This is a genomic window from Acinetobacter legionensis, assembly GCF_057165765.1.
The window spans coordinates 3366351-3387145 of record NZ_CM169896.1 but is presented as its reverse complement, the minus strand read 5'-3'; the positions used below and the strand labels follow the sequence as shown (position 1 = coordinate 3387145).

General features: G+C 35.6%; 15 protein-coding genes, 1 tRNA gene and 1 pseudogene. 7 read left to right on the top strand and 10 right to left on the bottom strand.

The annotated features are described in order from the left end of the window. The first annotated feature begins 215 nt into the window (after positions 1–215). Entirely contained in the window at positions 216–2303 is a 2088-nt protein-coding gene (locus tag AC2G3J_RS15385; protein ID WP_483770235.1) for a TonB-dependent receptor domain-containing protein, read from the top strand. Between the two features lie 44 nt (positions 2304–2347). Here the strand turns inward: AC2G3J_RS15385 and AC2G3J_RS15380 are convergent, their stop codons facing one another. Both AC2G3J_RS15380 and AC2G3J_RS15375 read right to left on the bottom strand, forming a co-directional pair. Further along, positions 2348–3358, bottom strand: coding sequence for a hypothetical protein (locus tag AC2G3J_RS15380; protein WP_336952837.1), 1011 nt, complete (start codon positions 3356–3358; stop codon positions 2348–2350). After that, entirely contained in the window at positions 3355–4401 is a 1047-nt protein-coding gene (locus AC2G3J_RS15375) for an alpha/beta fold hydrolase (protein WP_336952835.1), read from the bottom strand. The genes AC2G3J_RS15380 and AC2G3J_RS15375 overlap by 4 nt, the downstream gene beginning before the upstream one ends. Positions 4402–4723: 322 nt before the next feature. Between AC2G3J_RS15375 and AC2G3J_RS15370 the strand changes: the two genes are divergently transcribed. Then, positions 4724–5338, top strand: coding sequence for a carbonic anhydrase (locus tag AC2G3J_RS15370; protein ID WP_336952987.1), 615 nt, complete (start codon positions 4724–4726; stop codon positions 5336–5338). A gap of 62 nt (positions 5339–5400) precedes the next feature. Here the strand turns inward: AC2G3J_RS15370 and AC2G3J_RS15365 are convergent, their stop codons facing one another. From AC2G3J_RS15365 to AC2G3J_RS15355, 3 genes are all read right to left on the bottom strand, one after another. After that, a complete protein-coding gene (locus AC2G3J_RS15365) occupies positions 5401–6888 on the bottom strand; it encodes a long-chain fatty acid transporter (protein ID WP_336952833.1) in 1488 nt (495 codons plus the stop codon). A 408-nt stretch (positions 6889–7296) separates the two neighbouring features. Next, a tRNA-Arg gene (locus tag AC2G3J_RS15360) sits at positions 7297–7369 on the bottom strand. A gap of 72 nt (positions 7370–7441) precedes the next feature. Continuing rightward, positions 7442–8812, bottom strand: coding sequence for an amino acid permease (locus tag AC2G3J_RS15355; protein WP_336952831.1), 1371 nt, complete (start codon positions 8810–8812; stop codon positions 7442–7444). 317 nt (positions 8813–9129) lie between these two features. Here AC2G3J_RS15355 and prpF point away from each other — a divergent pair, with 317 nt between their 5' ends. The 3 genes from prpF (at position 9130) to AC2G3J_RS15340 (ending at position 12597) form a co-directional block, all read left to right on the top strand. Beyond that, positions 9130–10317 (top strand): 2-methylaconitate cis-trans isomerase PrpF, encoded by a 1188-nt coding sequence (prpF, locus tag AC2G3J_RS15350; protein ID WP_336952829.1) that lies wholly within the window; start codon positions 9130–9132, stop codon positions 10315–10317. Between the two features lie 369 nt (positions 10318–10686). Continuing rightward, positions 10687–11535, top strand: coding sequence for a sensor domain-containing diguanylate cyclase (locus tag AC2G3J_RS15345; protein WP_419819554.1), 849 nt, complete (start codon positions 10687–10689; stop codon positions 11533–11535). A gap of 150 nt (positions 11536–11685) precedes the next feature. After that, positions 11686–12597 (top strand): polyprenyl synthetase family protein, encoded by a 912-nt coding sequence (locus AC2G3J_RS15340; protein ID WP_483770234.1) that lies wholly within the window; start codon positions 11686–11688, stop codon positions 12595–12597. Between the two features lie 428 nt (positions 12598–13025). Here the strand turns inward: AC2G3J_RS15340 and AC2G3J_RS15335 are convergent. The 5 genes and pseudogenes from AC2G3J_RS15335 to AC2G3J_RS15315 all read right to left on the bottom strand — a co-directional run bounded on the left by AC2G3J_RS15335 (position 13026) and on the right by AC2G3J_RS15315 (position 17146). Then, positions 13026–13946, bottom strand: a pseudogene (locus AC2G3J_RS15335) (IS5 family transposase). Between the two features lie 117 nt (positions 13947–14063). Beyond that, the gene (locus tag AC2G3J_RS15330) at positions 14064–14915 is read right to left on the bottom strand and encodes an SPFH domain-containing protein (RefSeq protein ID WP_336952823.1); all 852 of its coding nucleotides are present in this window, start codon (positions 14913–14915) and stop codon (positions 14064–14066) included. A 26-nt stretch (positions 14916–14941) separates the two neighbouring features. Beyond that, positions 14942–15403: an NfeD family protein gene (locus AC2G3J_RS15325; protein ID WP_336952821.1), complete on the bottom strand. Its 462-nt coding sequence runs from the start codon at positions 15401–15403 to the stop codon at positions 14942–14944. Positions 15404–15541: 138 nt separating this feature from the next. Further along, positions 15542–16459, bottom strand: a complete 918-nt coding sequence (locus tag AC2G3J_RS15320; RefSeq protein WP_483770233.1) for a patatin-like phospholipase family protein — start codon at positions 16457–16459, stop codon at positions 15542–15544. A 60-nt stretch (positions 16460–16519) separates the two neighbouring features. Next, positions 16520–17146 carry a lysophospholipid acyltransferase family protein gene (locus AC2G3J_RS15315; protein ID WP_336952817.1) on the bottom strand — a complete coding sequence of 209 codons (627 nt, stop codon included), beginning with the start codon at positions 17144–17146 and terminating at the stop codon, positions 16520–16522. Positions 17147–17300: 154 nt separating this feature from the next. On the opposite strand from AC2G3J_RS15315, the gene AC2G3J_RS15310 reads away from it, so the two are divergent. Continuing rightward, a complete protein-coding gene (locus AC2G3J_RS15310; protein WP_336952815.1) occupies positions 17301–18554 on the top strand; it encodes an MFS transporter in 1254 nt (417 codons plus the stop codon). 574 nt (positions 18555–19128) lie between these two features. Then, positions 19129–20790 carry a phosphoethanolamine transferase gene (locus AC2G3J_RS15305; protein WP_336952813.1) on the top strand — a complete coding sequence of 554 codons (1662 nt, stop codon included), beginning with the start codon at positions 19129–19131 and terminating at the stop codon, positions 20788–20790. Positions 20791–20795 lie beyond the last annotated feature (5 nt).

The window sequence follows — 20795 nt, the reverse complement described above, 5'->3', positions numbered from 1 at the left end:
TTATTTTTGTATTTTTAAATATTGATAAGCTTAAATGAATCTTAAAAAATAGAATAAAAACTTAAAGATATACTCATAAACGTCCAAATATTAACCGAATGGTTAATAAAAATGAGAATAGTTATTAATATTGTTTATAATGCTGTGGTGTTTTATTACACATTGTATCTAAATCTTCATTGTCTATTCATTGCTGAGCCTCTTTGGAATACCTTATGTCTACTAACCGTATCATCCAATCTGCGTTATCTCTCTCCATTATCACCGTTATGATGGGTACTGCCTATGCAGCAGATTCACAAGAAAATTCTAGTGATAAAAGATCTCAGTCTCCTGAATTAGCGAAATTACAAACGATTGTGGTTTCAGCTGCTGGTTATGAACAAGATCTTACAAAAGCACCTGCATCTATAACTGTGATTAGTAAAGAAGAATTACAGAAACGTGAATATAGCGATATTACGGATGTACTTCGCAATACCCCAGGGGTTGTTGTTTCTGGTTCTGGTTCTGCACAGGGTATTAGTATTCGCGGAATGAGCTCAAATTACACGTTATTTCTTATCGATGGTAAACGCCAGTATTCAAAAGATGTGAATCCAAATGGGGATGACTATGGTTTTGAAAAAAATATTTTGCCGCCTATGGCAGCAATTGAGCGTATAGAAATTATTCGCGGACCCGCTTCAACTTTATACGGTAGTGAAGCGATGGGAGGTGTGATTAACATCATTACTAAAAAAGTGACTGATGAATGGTCGGGAACTGTTGAATTAGGTACAGTGATTCAAGATCACAGTAATTCTGGTGATATAAAGAATGGATCGGTTTATTTATCTGGACCATTAATTGCCAATAAATTAGGTTTACAACTTGGTGTAAACAAACAAAAACGTGATGAGGACAGTTATGAAGGTGGCTTCCGTGGTGTTGAGCGTGAGAGCTTAAATACACGCTTCACTTATTTAGTCAACGATCAACATGACTTACAACTTGATGCAAATTTTGTCAAACAAGATGCTGAATCAACTGTAGGTAAAACGGTTGCCCCAGCAGCCAATGCCGCTGATTCATTTTCAAGAAATTACCGCAGTGTCTATTCTCTAACCCATAATGGGAAATATAGTGACAATTTAGAAAGCTCAACTTATTTACAGTATGAAAATTCCCGAAATCCTGATCGTGAAAATACGACATTGGATACGAAAGGAATTGAACTCGAAACATGGACGTTCAATAATCAATGGAATTGGAGTTTAGCAGATCATAGATTGTCATTCGGTGCTTACTATAAAGACGAATCTTTAAATGATAAGGCGACCAACCGAAATCCCAATATTCCTGAGTTTAGTGAATTAACACGCTGGTCAGCAGCTGCATTTTTAGAAGATTCTTGGAGTATTACAGACCGCTTTGATTTAACGGGTGGTGTACGTTATGACCATGATGAAAATTACGGTGGCAATGTTTCACCGCGCTTATACGGTGTGTTTAGTTTAAATGATAACTTTACTGTAAAAGGTGGTGTTTCTACAGGCTATAAACAGCCAGATATTCGTGCAGCTACAGAAGGTTTTTATAGTGTAACTGGTGGTGGTGGCTCACCTACACCTACAGGCCGAGGGATTATTCGAGCAAATCCAGATCTTGATCCAGAAACAAGTATTTCTTCAGAGTTAGGGTTTAATTGGAAAAATGATTATTTTAACGCTTCTTTAACAGGGTATATCACTCAATTTAAAGATAAAATTACTGAAGTACGTACATGTGAAACAGATACTGATGGCTCAACGACCAATCGTAATAATGTTGCTGCTTGGAAATGTGCAGAAGGTGCTACGCCATTCTACTTTATTAGTGATCGTATCAACGTAGATGAAGCTGAATTGAAAGGGATTGAGGCAACTGTTGAAGCAGATTTAACTGAATACACAACATTGACAGCGAATTATACGTTTAGTGATACTAAAATTAAGTCAGGTGAATTTAAAGGACGTCCTTTAAATGAAATGCCTGAACATATGTTTAATATTACTGTTGATCATAATATTAACGATGCCTTAAATATTTGGTCTAGATTACATTATCGTGCTGAAACTTCAGCTTATTTAAGTCGTACATCGATGTCTAATCCCAATCCTGGTTATGAGTTTTTAGATGTAGGGTTTAATTACAAATTTACTCCACATTTAAAAGGAAAATTTGGCGTTTACAATATTTTAGATGAACGAGCAGAAAATGCAGATGGCGATCAATTATTAGATGGACGTCGTTATGGCATCAGTTTTATTGCTAATTTCTAATGTATAAATCTATGTTTTAAAAATGAATAGTAGAAAAAGGCGCTTTATACGCCTTTTTCAATATTTAGAATCTTTAAAGTTTCATCGGAATAATAAAATTTTTCCAAATAGATCCGTGCACGACTTTTTAAGTGTTGAGAAGCAAGCATCTGTTGAATAACAGGTTCAAGTAACTGTTGTAATTGATTTTGAATCAATGCTTCATCAATGTTGATATCACTTAAAATTAAATCAAAAGGTCGCTCTTCATTACGTACATACCAAGTCAGTACACCATCATGTACTTGTTTCTTTAAATAATCTGTTTGGCGAATATGTTCCCATATCTCATGCCCCATACCCACAGTTTTAGGTAAGTCGTTAATTTCAACATAATTACGCAATACAGCAATCGGTACTTTTTTAATTTTATGCCATAAATTGGCTTGAAAATGATAAAGTTTATTGTCATCAAATTGTTGATTAATGACTTGTTCACTCAACTGGCTAATTTTAATAATATTTTTTTGCAGATAATGCTTAACCGTATCATCTAAATTAGTGTCGGTAACCGATTCTAAAACTGATTTCCCCATCTTCATAAAACGTCCCACCCCCGGGACTTTTTTATTCATGACCGAATTATCAATATAATCCTGGATAGAGTGATGAATCAGTTGGGTTAACATACTTGAAAAGGCTGGATTATTGACAACACGTTTGATCAAGGCTTGACGATGACGTGATTTACTTGCGACATATTGGGCAATTTTATCAATTGTGGTGACTGGAATAATATCTTCAATTAAGGTTTCATCGTTACTTGGATGAATCAATGCAAAACGAATATGTTCAGCGATTTGCTCAATGAGAAAGTTATTTGCAGGCGTTGCTAAAATTTGCTTTAACAATAAATCATGGATTTGTGCAAAAGACCAAATTTGTTTTAAAGGCTGTTTTCTAAACCAGTGATAAAATTCAGTAAACTCAATTTTAATCGTATCTATCTGTGAAAACTCTTGGTCTAAAAAGCCAAGTTGGGCTTCGATCAATTGTTCAATAAGTTGATTTTTCATTTTTTGAGCTCAATTTGTCCATGTGTTTGATCAGACAATGGATTTTGCAAGGGCTGTACCTTATTTAAAAAGCTTAAATACTGATCTGCAACTCGTTCAGGTGCTTCGAGTAGGGGCATGTGTCCAACATGTTTTAGAATAATCGGTGTTTCAGCACGTTTTAATACCGACTTTAATTCATTTGCAACATCTGCATTTACAATCTGATCTTGTTCACCCCAAAGAATCATGGTGGGTGCCTCAATGTTTTTTAACATTGTGGTAAAGGTTGCAGGGGTATATAGTCGATTGAGGGCATCAATTTGATTGATAATTTTGGCAGTGTCTTGAGATTTAGCAATAAATAACTTTTCTTGTTCATCTTTAATTACACGGGCAGTAAAAGGTGGATTAAACATCACCTTTTTCATTACAAAATCCAAATCGCCTTTTTGGGTGATCAATAACTGTTTTAGATAGATAGGATTTCTTAGATAATTGGTGTTTGTCGACTTAAAAATACCGCCAGTACTCATCAAGAATAAGCTTTTAGTATCAAAAGGGTACTGTGAAGCATAAAACATTGCAATGGTTCCACCCAATGAGTGTCCTGCAATATTTAAATTATCTTGAATATGTGCGGCTTCAATAAAGCGTCTAAGTTGCTCTGTTACATTCGGCACAGATAAATCAAAATTGGCTGGGACTTGGGTAGTTCCAGCAGAAGGTAAGTCTGGAATAATGACATGATAATAAGGGGTTAATGACTGCGCAATATCATTCCATGTATCACGGCTGCTGGCTAAGCCATGAATCAGTAAAACAGTAGGTTTATCTTTAGACCCACCTTCACTATAAGACCAAATAACATCACCTACACGCAATGTTTTAGAACTTAAGCCTGCCCAAGCACGTTCTTCTTGTACAATTTTTAAATAATCCACATATTCTGGTGTACTAGCGGTTGCATTGTGGCTAGTTAAAAACAATACACCGATCGCAGTCAAACTTAACAATATGCTGTTTAAAAAATGAAGAGTTTTTTTATGGGACAGTTCAGACATGCATAGGGTTCCGAGTAAAAGACTAGGCATTATATAAAGTAAAAATATTATTCATGATCATAATTTTTTCAACATTTGCCGAGAAAGTCTTATTTGTAAGTTTTTTGCCATACTTTAAGCTTCTAACTCAACTAATATAAAGATTATTTTGTAGTTTGGTTAAATAATTTTATTGAAAATGTGAGTTATGTCTACATATTGTTTAAGTTTTGGTAGATAAACCATGCATAACAAAAATTGTAACAGAGTTTATTTTTAGTCAGTGACTTTCAAATTTTACGGCATTAAAATAATGCAAATCTCCACACAATGGAACGAAGACATGCTAACCGCTCAAGAAGCTTTAGAACGATTAAAACAGGGTAATGAACGTTTTGCACATGGTGAAACAAATCTGACTAAATTTTTGACGCATCAGCAACGATCTGAAATGATGGACAATCAAGAGCCATTTGCAATTATTTTAGGCTGTTCGGATTCACGTGTCCCAGCAGAAATGGTTTTTGACCAAGGTTTTGGCGATTTATTTGTGATTCGTGTTGCAGGTAATATTGTTGCGCCATCGCAAGTGGGGAGTGTGGAATTTGCCGCAGATAGTTTTGGTTGTCCATTGGTTGTTGTTTTAGGGCATAGCCATTGTGGTGCGATTCATTCAACGATTGAAGCACTTAAGAATCCCAACACACCTCCTTCTGCAAATCTCATGTCAATTGTGAATCGTGTACGTCCGTCAGTTGAAATTTTAATGCAAACTGAATTGAAAGATGATTTAGAAAAGTTATCTATGCATGCAGTGAAATCAAATGTTTTTGCCTCTGTTAATCAATTGCGCCATGGTTCAGCTGTTTTAGAAAACTTAATTGCAAAAGGTAAATTGAAAGTCGTTGGTGCTGAATATTCTCTAGAAACAGGTGAAGTTTCTTTTTATGATTTTTAAAAATTTAAATTTCTAAGATAAAAAATCCCACTTAGAGTGGGATTTTTTATCAGTATAGATTCTTAGAATCTATAACCCATTTTTAAACCATAAGCGATTGCATTGTTATCTTTAAATTCTGCAACATAGGCATCACTACCTGCTTGAGCACCCGTTTGTGCTTTAGCATCGCCTAACCAGAAGTATTTAACACCACCCGCAATGAAAGTCGCAGGTGTAGGGCTATATTGAACTCCTAAACCTACATTCCAATAACCTTCTGTTGGGCCTAAAGTTGAAACTGGGTTACCAGCACCTGAGTCCCAACCCACTGAGACATTACCTGCCCATTGGTCATTAATTTTACGACCGAGACCAGCTGTCACTGTATATTGATCATCAGAATATTCAACGAGGTTAAATCCGTTTGGACGACCAACAATTGGACCAACTGCTTCAGAAACTTGACCAAACTTTAATGGGCGGATTGAAAAGTCTTTCCAGTTCACCCAACGAAGATTTGCAAATGCAACTGTATTTGCCATGATCCCTGATTGTAAATCAATGTTGACCGACTGTGGTGTTGTAATTGTCGTTTTACCATTTGAAGCGGCAATTGCTTGTGCAGCAGCAGCTCCGCTATCACCGAGTAATGCTAATGCTCCAAGCGTAGGAATCGATTCATTAATATTGACATCATGATCGATTTCAGAGCGGTAAGTTACCGATGCTTTTAAGGCAATATCTGGAATTTGATAAGCAGCACCTGCTAACCAACCCACACCGCCAGTTTCTTTGATGTTAGCATCATAGCCATTGTATAAACTATATGCTTGACCACGAAGGCTTACATTTCCTTTAATGGTTTGGTATACACCACCACCAAAGAAGTTCAAGTTAGCTATAGGTTGAAAACCAAAAATCATTGAAATATTTTGGGTGTCAACTTTAACTTCAGTACTGCCTTTACCCAGTGTACTATTAGCCCCTGCAATACCTTTATCTACAGCTTGTGTTACGCCTGTTGTGATCAAAGCCATTGCATTTGCATTTCCTCGAATTTGCGTTGCAATTTGATCAATTACAGCTTGAGGTGGTGTTGGAGAACCAGTCATCGCAATTGCTTGCTGTGTTGCTCGGTCAACAACTTGTGAATTTACATTTTTAGCAATAGTACTAGCACGAAGCGCTGTCAATCTATCTTGAGGTAATACCGTATCGCCATTAGAAGAGACAAATGCATTTTCACCAGAGTATTTTGCATCCGCGCCAAATGGTTGGTCATACAATAGACCGAATGATACTTGATCAGTGAGTTGTAATTTAATAGCGGCAGATGGAAAGTAATAATCCCCACCCATATCATCAATTTCACGATATGGTTTAGGTGTATCGCCAGCTTCTCGGCCTTCAACAGTCGGGTCTAAAACTGAAATACCAGCTTCAAAATAATTATTAGGTTGAAGGAATGCCGAAATAGATTGGCCTGAGCGATCCATTGCTGCGGCAAAAACACCAGTCATTGGCAAACTTGCAGCAATTATCGCGATTGATAAATTTTTTAATTTCATTTTAATTTTTCCCTAATATAATAAAATGAATACTTTGAAGTACTTAAGTTTTGAATGAGAAATAATTTTGATACTTAAATAATCAACTCAAAGTTACTTCTATTTACAAAATAGCATATAAAAAATAAGAGTAAATACTCTAGAGGGTGAATTAGTAAAAAAAAAATGAACTATGTAGTTTTTTTTGATTTGCGAGAATATAGAAAAATATATAAAGATGTGATTATTTAGAGGAATATTACAAATTTATAGATATAAAACAATAAAATTTAGATATTTAAGTAATTGACAGATTGAGTGAAATTTAAACAATTAATTGGAGTGAAATATAAATTTATCAGGTTATATAAATCGCTTTACATTAAATTTTTATAAAAAAGAGACCTTCACTTCTTGCTTTTTCGATAGTGCGCCCTGCGGGACTTGAACCCACGTCTGTCACTTAGGAGGCAACTGCTCTATCCAGTTAAGCTAAGGGCACAATAAGTCAATAATTTACCGTATATACATATGAAAAAAAAGCTATTATCTAAATAATAGCTTTACGTTGGATTTATTTTTCTTCGGTCTTTATTTCATTTGGATTTAAAATATCAAACAAGACTAACATCAGTGTAATCCATACGGGAATCATCAATACTGACTCTTTAAATCCTTGATCCCACATGATATATAAAACGATACCAATAAAAATAATTACAACGAAATTACTAACAGGTGCCCAGAGTGCGGGGTATTTACTGGTTTGATTGGTCAAACGTAGAGCGCGCTTAAACTTCAAATGGGTGAGTGTAATCATAAGCCAGTTTAAAACTAAAGCACCAACGACCACATACATCAAATGACTTAAGGCATCTTCTGGTAAATAATAATTTAAAGGTACACAACCCAAAATTAAAAATGCAGAAAGTAATACCGATGGAATTGGAACACCATGTTTATTGGTTTTAGTAAAGATTTTAGGTGCATTGCCTTGTTTTGCTAAACCATAAAGCATACGGCTATTGGCATACATACCACTGTTATAAACAGATAGTGCCGCAGTTAAGATAATAAAGTTAACCAGATGAGCTGCCCATGCAATCCCAATCATACTAAAGACCATAACGAATGGGCTTTTATCTAAACCACCAAAATTCAATTGGTTCCATGGAACTAAAGACAAAAGAATAATCATTGAGCCTACGTAGAAGATGAGAATACGAGGGACGACTTGATTAATTGCTTTAGGAATCGTTTTTTCTGGGTCTTTGGCTTCGGCAGCAGCCATACCAACTAATTCAATACCACCAAAACCAAACATAAGGAAAGCCAGCATATAAAATAAGCCGTCAAATCCATTTGGAAAAAACCCGCCATGTGACCATAAGTTTGAAAAAGCAATACCTGAACTTACATCTGCGGTCAGAACTAAATAGATACCAAACACAATCATTGCAACAATCGCAGTGACTTTAATAATGGATAACCAAAATTCTGATTCACCGTAAAACTTTACATTTCCTAGATTTACCAGTGTAATCACAACAAAGAAGAACAGTACAGATATCCAATTGGGAATTTCAGGCCACCAATAATTGATGTATTTGCCAACAGCAGTTAATTCAGTCATTGCAACTAGGACGTAAAGCATCCAATAGTTCCAACCTGTTAAAAACCCAGGAAATTTACCCCAATATTTATTGGCGAAATGGCTAAAAGAACCAGCTACTGGTTCATGTACAATCATTTCTCCAAGCTGACGCATAATTAAAAAAACGATCAAACCACCAATGGCATATCCCAAAATAATGGATGGCCCAGCTTTTTCGATCACATGTGCTGAACCTAAGAACAATCCTGTACCAATTGCGCCACCCATGGCAATCAATTGGATATGACGATTCTTAAGTCCACGCTGTAATTGTGTAGACTCGTTGCTCAATGTGTACAACTCTATTTATGCGAATTTAATTATTGTAATAGATTGGTTACTTTTAGCCTAGTATACGATGGATGTATGGGAAGGAACTGTGAAGTCAAAAAATAGGATTTTTAATTTTTTTGTTAATTTTCAATAAAATAATCATAAGTAATAATTTTCAAACTATATTTAAACTGTTTAACTTTTAATCTTTGTGCCAAGATTTATTGAATATTTGAGTTAATTTATCAGTATTTTTATTCCAAAAAGGGTACTATAAAACTGAATGATGATTCATTATTTGATACAACAAAGAGAATTTAAAGGAATACGAAAAAATGAGTTCTGCACCACAAATCAAAATCCCAGCAACCTATATGCGTGGTGGTACTAGTAAAGGTGTCTTTTTTAAGCTTGATGACTTACCTGAACGTGCACAAATAGCAGGGCAATCACGTGATCAGTTATTACTTAGAGTCATAGGTAGTCCAGATCCTTATGGAAAGCAAATTGATGGGATGGGTGGGGCAACCTCAAGTACCAGTAAAACAGTTATTTTGGCTAAAAGTTCGCAACCTAATCATGATGTTGACTATCTTTTTGGGCAAGTGTCTATTGATAAAGCGTTTGTAGATTGGAGTGGTAATTGCGGTAATTTAACTGCAGCTGTTGGTTCATTTGCAATTAGTAATGGTCTTGTTGCTACTGATCGCATTCCAGAGAATGGCATTTGTACGGTTCGGATTTGGCAAGCCAATATTCATAAGACAATTATTGCTCATGTTCCTATTACACAGGGTCTAGTTCAAGAGACGGGTGATTTTGAATTGGATGGTGTCACTTTCCCTGCTGCAGAAGTTCAAATTGAATTTTTAGATCCCGCCGATGATGGTGAAGATGGTGGAGCCATGTTCCCTACAGGTAATGTCGTTGACAACTTAGATGTGCCTGAAATTGGTACATTTAAAGCAACTTTGATCAATGCGGGTATTCCTACAATTTTCTTAAATGCTGAAGAGATTGGCTATAACGGAACTGAACTACAAGAAGATATCAATAGTGATGTCGCTGCATTAGCACGTTTTGAAAAAATCCGTGCGTATGGTGCTGTAAAAATGGGTTTAATCAAAGACATCAGTGAGGCGATAAATCGTCAGCATACTCCTAAAGTTGCATTTGTATCCAAAGCTAAAAGCTATACCTCTTCGAGTGGTAAACAAGTGAGTGAAACGGACACAGATTTATTGGTACGTGCATTATCAATGGGTAAATTACATCATGCCATGATGGGAACAGCTGCAGTCGCAATTGGTACGGCAGCAGCAATTCCAAATACCTTAGTGAATTTAGCCGCAGGAGGTGGTGAGCGTGAGGCGGTACGCTTTGGACATCCATCTGGAACACTTCGTGTAGGGGCACAGGCTTTGAACGAAAAAGGGCAATGGATTGTCAAGAAAGCAATGATGAGTCGTAGTGCACGTGTATTGATGGAGGGCTGGGTTCGGGTGCCAGCAGATAGTTTTTGATAGATTTTATATACGTTCTAATTTCTACTTAAGTAATTTTTACGTTGAAATTTTAATAACCTTGCGCTCGCAAGGTTTATTTTTTTGTGATTTATATCAATAAAAGTACTAATTTTGTATTGTGTGTGGCAAAATGTTTGCAGTATTTTATCATACTTACTTTATGAGATAGCAATTTTGATTATTTGCTGTTGTAAAAAATTAATACATTAAATGCTGATTTCAATAGATTAAAATTTATTGGCTTCGAGGTGGCGTATGGAACAAGAGTCTAAAAAACTACGAGATAGCCTTGAAGACATCAAAGTTTTTGAATATTTACAAGACATCGATAAATTACATCTGGTTTCTTTTATTTCACAAATTCCTTTGCCTATTGCATTATTTGATCAAGAAGCACGATTTTTGGGGGTAAATCAAAAGTTTGCAGATATTTATGAAAGTGACGCACTTTATCTATTTGACAAGTTACTGAATACATTTTCAACTGTAGTCTATACACATTTTCATGAAGCAATGCGTTATTTTGCAAAGAAAAATAACTATTTTGAACAAGAATTCTATGTAAAAGGAAAATTTTATCTTTCTTATTTTAAAGCAATACGTAATCAATATGATGAGATTGAACGAGTTGTGGTGGTTTGCTCAGATATAACGCGTTTGAAGCGTCGTGAAAATGTACTTTTGCAAAATAATAAAAAATTGCATGATCATCTCTATTTAGACTTTGTCACAGGTTTACAAAATGCTTTTGCTTTTGAGCATTATTTAAATAGAGTTTGGCAAAAAAGCCATGAAACGTATCTATCATTCCTGAAAATTGATTTAGATAACTTCAAGCGATTTAATCAATTGAATAGTTATACGGCAGGTGATGAGGTCTTAATACAGTTAGGTTCTGTATTAAATGAAGCGATTGCTCAAACTGAAGAAGCCGAAATTTTTCGCTTAAATTCAGCAAGTTTTGTTATTGTGATTGAACACCTGACAGAGTGGGCTGTTGTAACACTTGCTGAAAGGCTTAAATTTGCAGTTACTAATGAAAAGATATTATTTGGCAATAATAACGAATACCTTACTGCGTCTATAGGAATTTATCATTTAGATCTACAAAAAAAACAGATTGAGATTGATGTTTTACAAAAATTAGAATTTGCAGTACGAGCTGCTAAAGAAAAGGGAAAAAACTCGCTGTTTCTATTAAAAAATGAGTTGTAAATACCTTGAACTTATTCAAATGATCCTATTGGAATTAAGAGATGAGAATTATAGTAACTCATAGTAGAATGTTCTGACTCATCAAATTTACCAATTCATCTAAAACTTCTGATTTTTTAGTTTTAGAGATTCGTACAAACCGAGGCAGATGTGACTTCTATTCCCAATGTAAATGCAGAAATTTTAAAACGAGCGCAAGTACAAATTCAGCAAGATTTACAAGTTGCTTTAGATGCCTTTTCATTGCCAGAGCCATTAAAATCGGCTGTGCATCATACGGTAATGTTAGGTGGAAAACGAGTTAGACCTGCTTTAAGTTACGCAACAGCACATTTAAAAGCAAATAATCCAAATTTTGCAGCTGTGCGTAGAGCTGCGGTTGCGATTGAGTTTATTCATTGTTACTCATTGGCACATGATGACTTGCCATGTATGGACAATGACTTGTTACGTCGAGGGCAGCCAACTTGTCATGTGGCTTTTGGTGAAGATACAGCGCTTTTAGCAGGAGACATTCTGCAATCAATGGCATTTGAAGTGTTAGGGAGTCGTCTATTTGATCAAGGTCAAGCCGTTGAACAGAGCATTATTCTTAAGCAAATGCAAATTTTAGCAACAGCCAGTTCAAAAATGGTGTGTGGTCAGGTCTTAGATTTACAGGCTGAAGGTAAGCATGTTGATCAAGCGCATTTAGAAAGTATTCATCTTAATAAAACTGGGGCTTTAATCCAAGCTGCAATTATGATGTCTGCTGTGACAATTTTTGTAGGTACAGATCAGGCTATTCCCCAATTGCGTCAATATGGTCAAGCGATTGGATTAGCATTTCAAGTGCAAGATGATATTTTAGATGTGATTTCTGATACTGCATCTTTGGGAAAAACTGCAGGTAAAGATCAACAAGTAGATAAGTCGACATATCCTGCTTTAATGGGATTAGACAATGCCAAAATTTATGCACAACAATTACATGACCAAGCATTTAAAGCCTTAGAATATTTTGGTGAGGATGCTAAGGAATTGAATCAAATTTCTCAATTTTTATTGGCAAGAAAAAGCTAAATCAGATTTTCAATAAAGTAATGCTCATCAGTAGTACTTAAATAGAGTACTTAGATAAGATAGATTAACACTGTTTTTTCATAGTTTAATTCGACATGATATCGCTATGAATGGAGACATGAGTACTAAGATTGTTTTAAGTACAGGTTTGTCACCTTAGCAAAAAGGATTTTTGTTAATTTCATATATGAAAGTAGAACATTACCTGCAAAATTGATTTAAACGCTCAATCCAAGCGACAGTACAAAAAATTTATGAGGTTACAATTTAAACTTAATGTAATGCGGTGATTTATTTATCTCTCAGCACTAAAGAAATATTTTTGAATCATTTAAATTTGATGAATCCCCCTCAATGTGGGGTAATCAATTGAATAGGCTTTGTTGCACAAAGATTCGAAAGTCTAAATTCCTTTGCCTAAGTCAAGTTTAGACCACAATTCGGGTGCGAGTTCTACCTAATTCACTGAATCTATTTAATACACGAGCATTATTAATGCGCAAGGTACATAGATTTCAACGACCTGACTTTGAAAGTTCCTTGTGCTTAGTTTGTCGCCAAAAAATTTTATGCAGTGCATCTTGGTATTTACTAAACTTCTCTGAGGGTAATCTGACCATTTTTCCATAGTATCCTACCTAAATGTTTGGCTGTTCGAAGCAGCTCATTGCATTCTAATGAGCAAGTTTTTGTATTTTTTCAAGGCTTGACATTTTTTCTTAGGGATCACCATATGTGCCAATTTGTCTGAAATCACCCGTTAGCAGCTTTTAGTATCATAAGCTCCATCAGTATAGATGGAATTGAGTTGTTCACTTGGTGGAGTCTGATAGAGTAAATCACTAATATTATTTGTAGTGTTTTAGCATCGATACCTCTATGGAGCTTATGCCATTGGGGTCGATATTCAGCTTATTGTTTCTTAGGCTTCCATTCACCTTATTTGATCAACGAAAATTTTAAATCTTGTGAAGCTGGCATCTCATGTTTAAAAGTAGGTGAAGTATACAATGACTTTTTAATAGCGAATCGTAATCTCAATATACTTTTGTCTTCTAAAAATAGTGAAAAAATCTAAAGCTGTTTAATCAGGCCCTCATAATTTAATCAAGCTTTAAACAAAGCCTGTGCCCATACTTAAAGACAATTAGAATAAGGATTTAATCATCAGATAAGATTGAATAGTCGCATCTGAATAGGTTTGATTGCTACCTTGTTTACCGCTCCGATTAGGCATACCACTTTGTATTAGAACCAAACTAAGTGGAGATATTTCAACGTTGGAATAGAGCTCGGTTGAAACAAGACCAATTGAGGGTGTGCTATGTGTGAAGTTTGGGCTTATTCAATCGCGAATTATATTACTGAATCAGACCTTATGGGCATGTTAATGCAAAAACCTATTTCAAGATAAAAATAGGCAACACATCGGTTGCCTATTTTGAGCAATTTTTTAAATTTCAGAATTAATTTCTGCCCATCACACCGCGAATCGTATTCATAATATCCGCAGGTAACACAACCGTTTTGGCATTATTGGATTTGGCCATGTCTTGCATAGCTTTGACATATTGCTCACCCAATAAGTAGGCAACAGGTATTTCTTTATCACCTACAGCAGAGGTCACCATTTCAATAGCACGCTGTGAAGATTCAGCCAATACAACTTGAGCTTCAGCATCGCGACGAGAAGCTTCTAAACGTCCATCAGCTTCTAAAATAGCGGCCTGTTTTTCACCATCTGCTTTGGTTACAGTTGCACGACGTTGACGTTCGGCTGCTGCTTGGGCTTCCATCGCTGATTGCATCGTGTGTGATGGTTGAATGTCTTGAATTTCCACAGTTTTTAGTGTGATGCCCCAGTCGGAGATATCATCAGAGATTGCTGCTTTTAATTTCGCTTTGATATGATCACGTGATGACAATGCATCATCTAGGTCCATTTCACCAACGATTGAACGTAGGGAAGTCTGCACCAAGTTTTGAATTGCCCAAGTGTAGTTTTCGATACCGTACACGGCTTTTTCTGGTGTGGTTAAATTGATATAGGCCACGGCATTCATCACTAATACAGCGTTATCACGTGTGATTACTTCTTGTGATGGGATATCTAGAACAATATCTTTTGTGGTTACTTTATAAGCAACTTCATCCACATATGGAATGACGAAGTTTAAACCAGGACTCAGTGTGATGTGATATTTACCTAAGCGTTGTACGATCCATTTATAACCTTGAGGAACAATACGGACACCTTTGAAAATGGTCACAGCCACAAATAGAAATAAGACTAAAACAACAATAGAACCAAAACCCATTTAATTTTCCTCTTTATTCTTCATTATTAAGATGATGAATGTAGTTGTACAACTAGATCATTACCTAAAATATCAGTCACTCGTACACGGTCACCTACTTGTACAGGCGATAACGTACGGCAATTCCATTCATCAGAACCCAAAACAGGCATTGGAAAGCGGACACGAATTTGATCATGGCTAAGCCCAGTTTGAATGACCATACCCGTTTGACCAATGGTTGCTTCACGAGAAAGCCCAGCTTTAGTTTTATCTACAGATAAGGGTTTAATGAATTTAAACCAAGCCACAGTACAAATGATAGATAAGATAATCCAGCAAACGACTTGCAAGGTGAAACTCATACTTGGGAATAACCACAATAAAATGCTGACTATAACTGCAGCGATACCAAACCACAAAGCCGCAAATGCTGGTAGTAGAAGTTCAGATAAGATCAGCAATATGCCAAGTACAAACCAATGCCACGGTTCAAAAATAAAGTTCATACATCTACTCGAGTGATTATCATTGATATAGATGACGGATCATCTATATCAATGTAGCAGATCATTTTAGTGCTGCATATAAAAACGTGATTATTCTCGTTTTAAAGCTTTATTGATTATATGACCGCTATTGCGGTATTAAAATTTTGCCCGTGGTGCAGGTTTTAATGCAGCAGGTGTTTTTTTAAAGTTATTAATTGCAGCTTGAATCGCAATGATTTTGCCTTGGGCTGCTTTTTCGCCTTCTAATATGGCTTGGTTACTCGACTTAAGATCAAGTGTACCTAAGTGTCCAACTTTAGGCTGAATAACAATATTTGCTTGAGCCAACTCATTGTTAATACTTTGTTGTCCCATGATGTTAATGGTTTGATCCAATAAGCCCCACATATTCATGGGTTGGCTGCCACTTGGACGAGCAGAAATATCAACTGCAATCACGATATCAGCTCCCATATCACGCGCAGTCTGGACAGGAATTGGGCTAACTAAACCACCATCAACATATTTTGTATGACCAATCGTGGCTGGTACAAAAATATTCGGAATACTGCAAGAAGCTCGGACTGCTTGTCCTGCATTTCCTTTAATAAATTCAGCTTTTTTACCATTGTCTAAGCGAGTGGCAACTGCTGCAAAACGGATTGGAAATTGCTCAATAGGTTTATTCGCAACATTCCGATTGATATAATCTTGTAGTTTTTGACCAAGAACAATACCTTGGCTATTTATAGTTAAATCACGCAAATCAGATTCTTTCAATTGTTGTGCAATTTGTTGCATTTGAAATGGTGTTTTACCACTGGCATAAATACTGCCAACAAAACTTCCGGCACTGGTTCCAGTCACAATTTTAGGTTTGATCCCATGTGATTCTAAAACTTTGAGCACGCCAATATGAGCGAAACCTTTTGCACCACCGCCACCTAAAGCAATCGCGATAACAGGCTCACGTGCTTTAATTGCAGTGGTCTGTGTTGGAGTTTTGGTAGTTTTGTCACAGCCAACAAGGGCTAGACCCAATAAGCCTATAAAACCAAGTTGTTTAAAACGCATGGAGTATTACTTTTGATCAAAATATATGTTGCACATCTGAACAGATTGTCTCTGTTTTTTCTAGTTATTTTTCAAAAGTTTTTGTAAAGGAATTGATAAAAAATTAGGCCGTTTAGGTGAAAAATTACCTTTAAAACGCGCTAAAATCTCTGCTAAATCTTGCTCATAATCTCCTGTAGGTTGCAATGTTCCTAAGCAGTGAATTTGCTTTTTCTCATAATCGAATGAGAAAATTGCAATCGGTATTTTGGCTCCCATAGCAATATGATAAAAACCACTTTTAATTTTTTCAGCTTTTTTCCGGGTACCTTCAGGTGCAATCGCAATCCAAATTTTATCTTGCTCTTGTATGATTTTAACAATCTGTTGGGTGAGTCCATGTGGTGAATCACGATGAACAGGAATGACACCCATCCATTCAAAAAGTACTTTAAGTGGCGTTTTAAACAGGCTATCTTTTCCAAAAATTGTGACTTTAACACCAATACCTAACATCGCGAGGAAGGCATATAAACCATCATAATTAGAGGTGTGTGGCGCAATAAATACCACCGCTTTAGGTAAATTGGGAAATTCACCTTCAAATCCCCAGCCTTGAACTAAGTAAAGGTTTTTAAAAATATTACGACTGGTGTTTGTACCACGCTGAGGTACTTGATCAGGTATCATTGGAAAATTTTGTGACATTGTATTTTTATATGATTACTCTTGCATTGATTTTGGTTTTTGCTTAATAGTAACGATCTGCAAAATGTAAATATTACAAAATTCGTAGATAAAAGCAATACATACAGAATCAAGTTACGCCCATTTATATTGACATCATTCGAGTTTAGATTGCATGCGACACACCTATTTGTTGTTATTTTCATTGTATTGGGCACAGGGTTTACCTGTAGGATTTATGACGCATGCTTTACCAGTAATTTTGCGATCACAAGGCGTGTCATTGGCACATATCGGTGGCTTTGGATTACTCATGGCCCCTTGGGCAATTAAGATTTTGTGGGCGCCCTTTGTGGACAGTTTTGGACATGATTCCAAAGGGCATTATCGCAGTTGGATTATTCCAACCCAACTTTTAACCATTGCTATCTTGACCATTTTATCTTTTTTACCGATCCAATCCCTGAATGAACCGATCTATTTATTATTGTTTTTTATGGCTTTGCTCTGTATGAACAGTGTTGGTGCAACCCAAGATATTGCAACGGATGGCTTAGCCGTTAGTATTTTAAAAGGGGATCAGCAACATATCGGGAATATGATTCAAGTCATTGGCTCTCGTTTAGGATTTATTGTTGGGGGCGGGGCAATCTTATGGGCAATGGACTGGTTAAGTTGGCAAAGTACGTTTTTGATTTTAGCAGGAATTGTGGCTTTAAATACAATCCCTATTTGCTTTTACCACGAACCCAAACACTTGAAAAAGACTGCTTTAACACATTTACACGATGACGCTACACAGCACTTTATTGAAAAACTTAAAAGTTATTTAACTTATTTCTTTGTCAATAAAAAACTAAGAGCATGGTTCTTTGTACTTTGTAGCATCAAAATAACCGATGGCTTTACAGGTCCAATAACTAAACCTTTGTTGGTTGATCTACAGCTGAGCCTTTCTCAAATCGGCATTTATATCACTATGTTAGGGGCATTTTCTGCATTATTGGGTGCAGGCTTGGCCAGTTTAATGTTAAAAAATCTAAAGCGTCAGCAAGCCTTAATCCTATTTTCTATTTTGAAATTGATCAGTTTAGCAGGGTTTGTGTGGTTAGCAGCTCAATATGAACAATCTCATTTTGTAGCACCGTGGTTAATTTATTTGATTAATGCTTTAGAAGATCTGTTTGCTGCAATGCTTTTAGTCATAATTTTAACATTAGTGATGCAATATAGCCGTCAAGAATATGCAGGTACAGATTTTACCTTTCAGGTCTCGATTATGGCAACAATCAGTGGGTTGTTGTATACCTTAAGTGGCATGATTGGCGATCAATTGGGATATTTTAATTATTTAAGTTTGATTTTAGTGATAGGCATTTTTTGTCAAATCCCTATAATATATTGGATCAAAAAGATTCGTCATTCATAATATTATGAACTTAAATTTTGATAATAGCTATGATCAATATTTAATATGTAGCGTTATGGTTAGTCAGGTTTTGATTGAATTAAATAATTTTTCTTGGGAATAAATAAGCCCACAATGTATTATAAAAGTAAAATACATTGTATGGTTAATAAAGTTTAATTTATGTATAAATGTCTTTGATTTAATGTGGTTTTGTCTTTATTTTTTAATTAAATGTTGATGTGTTTTGCATTGCTTGAAAAATAGAAAATTACTTTTTCGCCATTTTAAAATATGTAGAAATCAATTCGTGTATTATTACTTTTTTGGATTTAAAATAAATTTATCTCAAAAATATTAACTTTAAATGAATTATTGTGAATGGAATAAGCAGTATTATAATCTACGGGCTATAAAATAATACTCATTTTTTTTGTAGATGCTTTATTTGATTTTAATTTTCTCAGATCGTGAGAAATTTAAAGGTAGTTACAATTAAGATCAGTGGTGCAATATGCTTGGGAAAGTGCTTTTTAAGTTCAGTTTAAGCTTCATTTTTTAACTTAACCCCATTGAAAAGAGTATTGCCAAAGTAATGTCTAACTTAATACAGCGTATAAAACGACGTGAAGTCTCAATTTCCCTAACTGCTTTTAATTTTATTGTCGCAGTGTGGTTAGGCTTGTGCCTGAATTTTAGTTTTTTAAATAAGGTTCAGTCTCTAACGCCTTATCAGGGGATTAAAGCACAGCTGTTTCTGATCGCGACAGGTTTTGTGCTGGTTGCTTTATATAATCTATTATTACAAATTTTAGACTGGAAATGGACAGCAAAATTTTTTGCAATTGTCTTGGTCTTCATTGGTGGATTTAGTGCTTATTTTGTCAACTCATTGGGTGTAGTCATTTCGCCTGATCAAATTCAAAATATGGTACAAACAGATCCTAGTGAAGTGTCAGACTTACTTTCTTTGCAATTTTTGGTTTGGACACTGGGATTTGTTGTTTTACCCATCATCATTATTTTTTGGGTAAAAATTAAACCAGAAAAAATTGGCAAAATATTATTATTTAAAAGCATAAATATTGCGGGCTCTTTCGCTGTAATTGCAGCATTATTATTTGTTTTCTATGTGGATTATGCTGCTATTTTTCGCGAGCATCGTGATTTAAAAGGCATGATTTCTCCGCAAAATGCAGTAGCTTCAACACTTTCTTATTTTCATAAAAAAGCACCGAAAAAAAATCTACCTTTGATTCGTTATGGTGAAGATGCACATTTAGTCGACGATGTTGCTTTACAACATAAACCTAAATTGATGGTTTTGGTAGTTGGTGAAACCGCACGTGCAGAGAGTTTTTCTTTAAATGGTTATGCAAAGAACACTAATCCTGAATTGTCCAAGCAGACGGGCCTAATTAATTTTTCTCAAGTCAGTTCTTGTGGTACAGCAACAGCAGTTTCAGTGCCTTGTATGTTTTCAGGTATGCCTCGTAAAAGCTATGATGAGCAACTGGCAAGTCATCGAGAGGGACTGCTTGATATCGCGCAACGCGCAGGTTACAAGGTAACGTGGATTGATAATAATTCAGGATGTAAAGGTGCTTGTGATCGCGTTGAGAAGTTTGTAATTCCTCAAAATTTAGAGAAAAAATGGTGTAAAGATGGCGAATGTCAAGATGGAATTTTAGTCGATAGCTTAAACCTATATTTAAGTCAATTGCCAAAAGATGATAAGCAAGCGCATTTGATTGTATTACATCAAATGGGAAGTCATGGACCCGCTTATTATAAACGTGCACCAAATGAATTCAAAAAATTCAAACCGACTTGTGAAACCAATGCGATACAAGGTTGTTCATCGACTGAATTGATTAATACTTATGATAATTCGATTGTCTATACAGATCATATTCTAAATCAAATGATTGAAACTTTAAAACAGCAACAAAACTATCGCACAGGTTTTTGGTATTTATCTGACCATGGTGAGTCTACAGGTGAACGTGGTATGTATTTGCATGGTGCACCTTATGCGATTGCGCCTACTCAACAAACCCATGTACCAATGGTGATGTGGTTTTCAGATGCTTGGAAATCTGTAGCAACAAAACAAATCAATTGTTTAAATCAACAAAAACAGGCAACATTGAGTCAAGATAATTTATTTCCAAGTCTTTTGAGTTTGTTAAATGTCCAAACTCAAGTCATAGATCAAAAAAATAATATGTTGCACCAGTGTGCTGTACAAAGCTGATTGAA